General features: G+C 73.4%; 4 protein-coding genes. 2 read left to right on the top strand and 2 right to left on the bottom strand.

Features of this window, described 5'->3' with window-relative positions:
• Positions 1-91 precede the first annotated feature (91 nt).
• Both ACFV61_RS34715 and dapE read right to left on the bottom strand, forming a co-directional pair.
• A complete protein-coding gene (locus ACFV61_RS34715; protein WP_380429103.1) occupies positions 92-901 on the bottom strand; it encodes a TIGR00730 family Rossman fold protein in 810 nt (269 codons plus the stop codon).
• 123 nt (positions 902-1,024) lie between these two features.
• Complete coding sequence (dapE, locus tag ACFV61_RS34710) at positions 1,025-2,101, bottom strand: succinyl-diaminopimelate desuccinylase (protein ID WP_380341380.1); 1,077 nt, start codon at positions 2,099-2,101, stop codon at positions 1,025-1,027.
• A 169-nt stretch (positions 2,102-2,270) separates the two neighbouring features.
• On the opposite strand from dapE, the gene ACFV61_RS34705 reads away from it, so the two are divergent.
• Both ACFV61_RS34705 and ACFV61_RS34700 read left to right on the top strand, forming a co-directional pair.
• Positions 2,271-3,335, top strand: a complete 1,065-nt coding sequence (locus tag ACFV61_RS34705; protein WP_159398441.1) for a hypothetical protein — start codon at positions 2,271-2,273, stop codon at positions 3,333-3,335.
• Positions 3,336-3,615: 280 nt separating this feature from the next.
• Entirely contained in the window at positions 3,616-4,383 is a 768-nt protein-coding gene (locus ACFV61_RS34700) for a hypothetical protein (protein WP_063347939.1), read from the top strand.
• Positions 4,384-4,536 lie beyond the last annotated feature (153 nt).

Raw genomic sequence — 4,536 nt, 5'->3', positions numbered from 1 at the left:
ACAACCGCTCACCCGCACACGACTTGACCTGCCCCACCCTCGCCACACCACAACCAACGAGACAGACACACCAAAGTCACTGGCATTGGCCCTAGATCTGGTTGGTCGGCCGGCGGGTGTCGGCGAGGATCTTCATGACCTCGTCGATCTCGTCGGTGATGTGGAACAGCTCCAGGTCGTGCGGGGCCGCCTTGCCCTGCGCGACCAGGGTGCTCTTCAGCCACTCGTAGAGGCCGCCCCAGTACGCGCTGCCGAAGAGGATCACCGGGAAGCGGGTGACCTTCTTCGTCTGCACCAGGGTGAGCGCCTCGAACAGCTCGTCCAGCGTGCCGAGCCCGCCGGGCAGGACCACGAAGCCCTGGGAGTACTTCACGAACATCGTCTTGCGGACGAAGAAGTAACGGAAGTTCAGCCCGAGGTCGACGAACTCGTTGAGGCCCTGCTCGAAGGGCAGCTCGATGCCGAGGCCGACGCTGAGGCCGCCGGCCTCGGAGGCGCCGCGGTTGGCGGCCTCCATGGCACCCGGGCCGCCGCCGGTGATCACCGCGTAGCCGGCCTCGGCGAGGGCCCGGCCGATGGCCACGCCGGCCTCGTACTCGGGCGAGTCGGCCGGGGTCCGGGCGGAGCCGAAGACGCTGATCGCGGGCGGGAGTTCGGCGAGGGCGCCGAAGCCCTCGACGAACTCGGAGGTGATCCGCAGCACCCGCCACGGATCGGTGTGCAGCCAGTCGGTCGGGCCGGTGGTGTCCAGCAGCCGCTGGTCCGTGGTGCTCGTGCCGACCTGGTCCCGGCGCACCAGCACCGGGCCCTTCTGCTTCTCGGGCCAGGCCTTCTTCTTCCGCGGCACGCCGACCTGCTCGGGGCCGTGTCCGTAGTGCTTCTCGTCTCCTGTGCCTGTCATGACGAAACCCTACGTCCGGTGATCCCGGTTTTCAGGCAACAGGGGAAGGTCGGTTGGGCGACCGGAAGATGGCGCTCAGCCGATGATCGGCCGGTCGGACCGGCCGATCATCGGAGCGGCACCTCAGCTGGTCAGCCAGGTCCTCAGCCGGTCCTCGGTCTCCGCGATGGCGCTCAGCGAGCAGTGCTCCTCCCGCTTGTGCGCGAGGTTCGGGTCACCGGGGCCGTAGTTGACCGCCGGGACGCCCAGCGCGCTGAACCGGGCGACGTCGGTCCAGCCGAACTTGGCCCGGGCCTGGCCGCCGGTGGCCTCCAGGAAGGCCTGGGCGGCCGGCTGGGCGAGCCCGGGCAGCGCGCCCGGGGCGAAGTCGGTGACGGTCAGCTCGAAGCCGTCGAAGACCTCGCGCACGTGCTTCTCCGCCTCCGCCTCGCTGCGGTCCGGCGCGTAGCGGAAGTTGACCGTCACGACGCACTCGTCCGGGATGACGTTGCCGGCCACGCCGCCGTCGATCCGGACGGCGTTCAGGCCCTCCCGGTACTCCAGTCCGTCGATCTCCACCCGGCGCGGCCGGTAGTCCGCGAGCCGGGTGAGCACCTCGGCGGCGTGGTGGATGGCGTTGTCGCCGAGCCAGCTGCGGGCCGAGTGCGCGCGCACACCGGTGAGCCGGATCTGCGCCCGCAGGGTGCCCTGGCAGCCACCCTCGACGACCGCGCCGCTCGGCTCCATCAGCACCGCGAAGTCGGCGGCCAGCCAGTCCGGGCGCTCCCTGGCGAGGTGGCCGAGGCCGTTGCGGTGGGCCTCCACCTCCTCGCAGTCGTAGAACACGAAGGTGAGGTCGCGGTTGGGCTCGGGCAGGGTGGCGGCGAGCCGCAGCTGGACGGCGACGCCGGACTTCATGTCCGAGGTGCCGCAGCCGTAGAGCAGGTCCCCCTCGACGTGGGAGGGCACGTTGTCGGCGATCGGCACGGTGTCCAGGTGGCCGGCGAGCAGGACGCGCTCGGGGCGGCCGAGGGTGGTGCGGGCGACCACGTTGTTGCCGTACCGGTCCACGGTCAGGTGCGGGTAGCCGCGCAGCGCGGTCTCCACGGCGTCGGCGAGCGCCTGCTCGTCGCCGCTCACCGACGGGAAGTCGACGAGCCGGGCGGTCAGCGCGCCGCCGTCGAGGGTGAGGTCCAGGGGCGTCGGGTTCGGGCTGCTCATGGCGCCAGCCTAGTCCGCGGGGTGTGCGCCCGGCGTGGCGCTTGCGTGACGCGGGGCGCGGCGGCCCGCCCCGGAGCGAGCGGGCGGGTAACCGCAACCGGGTGGCGCCGCACACCCGTCCGAGTGGGTACGGTGTCGGATCAAGAAGCAAGGCGCGAGAGGGGCGACGGTGGCCAGGAGAAAGAGCGGCGAGGAGCTGGGCGAGGAGTTGGCGCCCCCCCGCCGCGGTCCACTGCGCGCGCTGTTGCTCGTGATCGTCGGCCTGCTCGGCCTCGCGCTGGTCGCGGGACTGGCCGTGGTCGGCATCTGGTGGTTCGGCTTCAAGCAGGGCGAGCCCGAGGGCTGCACCGTGAAGACCGCGGCCGGCAGCGGCACGCTGGAGCTCCCGCAGGCGGCCAACGCCGCGACGATCGCCGCGGTGGCGCGCTCGCGCGGGCTGCCGGACCGGGCGACGGCGATCTCGCTGGCCACCGCGATGCAGGAGTCCAAGCTGCGCAACCTCGCGGGCGGCGACCGGGACTCGATCGGCCTCTTCCAGCAGCGGCCCTCGATGGGCTGGGGCACGGCGCAGCAGATCGGGGACCCGGTCTACGCGACCAACAAGTTCCTGGACGGCCTGGTCAAGGTGCCCGGCTACACCCGGCTGCCGCTGACCGACGCGGCCCAGGCCGTGCAGAAGAGCGGCTACCCGCAGGCGTACGCCAAGCACGAGACCAAGGCGACGCTGCTCACCTCGGCGCTGGCCGGCCGGGAGCCCGGTTCGTTCTCCTGCGTGGTGCGCGATTACGCCAAGCCGGATCCGGCCGACTCGTCCTCCCCCACGGCGAGTGCCTCCGTCTCCCCGGCCGCCTCCCAGCCCACCGCCGCGGACCGGGCCCAGGTGCTGTCCGACCGGGTGCGCCGCGAGTTCGGCCGCACCGTGACCCCGGCCACCGGGTACGCCTCGACCATCAAGGGCGCCGAGAACGCGGTCTCGCTCACCCCGGACCCGTCCGCCGCCGCGCTGACCTCCTCGGCCGACGGAGCCGACGGCGGGATCACCGCCGAGCGGGCGAGCGGCTGGGAGGTCGCCCACTGGGCGGTCGCCCAGGCCCAGCAGCTGGGCATCGCGACGGTCGCCTACGACGGGAAGATCTGGCGCAAGGCCAAGTCGGAGGACGGCTGGCAGTCGCAGACCTCCGGGACGTCGACCAAGCTCGTTCAGGTCACCCTCGCCACGTCCGACAAGGGCTGACGAACCGACGTTCGGGTGGCCGCCGGACGGGTGAACCCGGTCAACCGCGGTGGACCGGGAGCCCGCCGTGGCGGCCCCGCTGGAGAACCGTCACTCCCCTTGCCCGGGGCCGGGTCCACGGGGGCCGTACGGGCCCGCCAGGCACCGTCACGCCGGTCCTACGATCCGATGGTCGGTCAGGCACTTTCCTGATCCAGGCCGAAACCTTCTGGCTCCTCAAGCGGTAACACCGTCAGTCCGCCCGGCGGACGTGACGGACCCAGACCCTCCGAGGAGCCCCATGTCTCACCCCCTCACGCGACGGATCGCCAGCGCCGCGCTGCTCGTGGCGGCCGGCGCGACCCCGCTGGTCGCGGCCGGCTCCGCGTCCGCCCTGGGCGGCGACGCCCTGCTGCCCAAGAGCGACCTGGTCGCGCCGCTGGGCCAGCTGACCAACACCGACACCGGTTCCACCCTCCAGCACACCACCCACCAGCTGGGCCAGGCCGCCGGCAGCACCGGCGCCGCCACCGTCGCCGCGGGCGTACCGGCCTCCGCCGACGCCGCCGGCAACATCGTCGCCCACCAGCTCCCCGAGGCGAACGAGAAGGCCAGCTCGCTGACCGCCCCGGTCGACCAGACCGCCGCCACCACCGGCCAGCTCTCCGCCGTCACCCCGAAGGTCGCCTCCGCACTGGCCGGCAAGCTCGGCGAGGCCGTCACCGGCAAGGGCGTCGGCACCCGCAGCGCCGCGGCCAGCCCGGTCGGCGGGCTCGCCCAGACCGGCTCCATCGCCAAGGGCCTGCCCGGCGCCGACAAGCTCGCCGGCGCCGTCCCCGGCACCAACGCCGTCACCGACGCGCTGCCGCTCGGCTCCGTCGCACGCGCGCTGCCCGCCCTGCCCGCCACCGACGTCCTGGGCCTGGCCGAGCACGGCTCGGCCAACCGCCTCGGCGGCGCCGACCTCGGCCCGAACAACCCGCTGTCCGGCCTCACCGGCGCGCTCGGCCCGATCGGCGGCCTGCTGGGCGGCGTGAACGGCGGCAGCATCAGCGGCCTGCCGCTGTAACCCGCCCCGGGTACGGCGAAGGGGCCGGTGTTCCGTTCGGAACACCGGCCCCGTCCGCGGCGGGCAGCGCGGGGGGGGGCCCCGCCCCCGCCGCCCCCACCGCCCCGCGGCAAGGAGATGCGGCGCTTCCTCAACGCGTACGAGCGCTTCCTC

Source organism: Kitasatospora sp. NPDC059817 (assembly GCF_042731835.1).
GTDB lineage: Bacteria > Actinomycetota > Actinomycetes > Streptomycetales > Streptomycetaceae > Kitasatospora.
The sequence above is the reverse complement of the archived record's forward strand: the minus strand, read 5'-3'. Positions and strand labels throughout refer to the sequence as shown.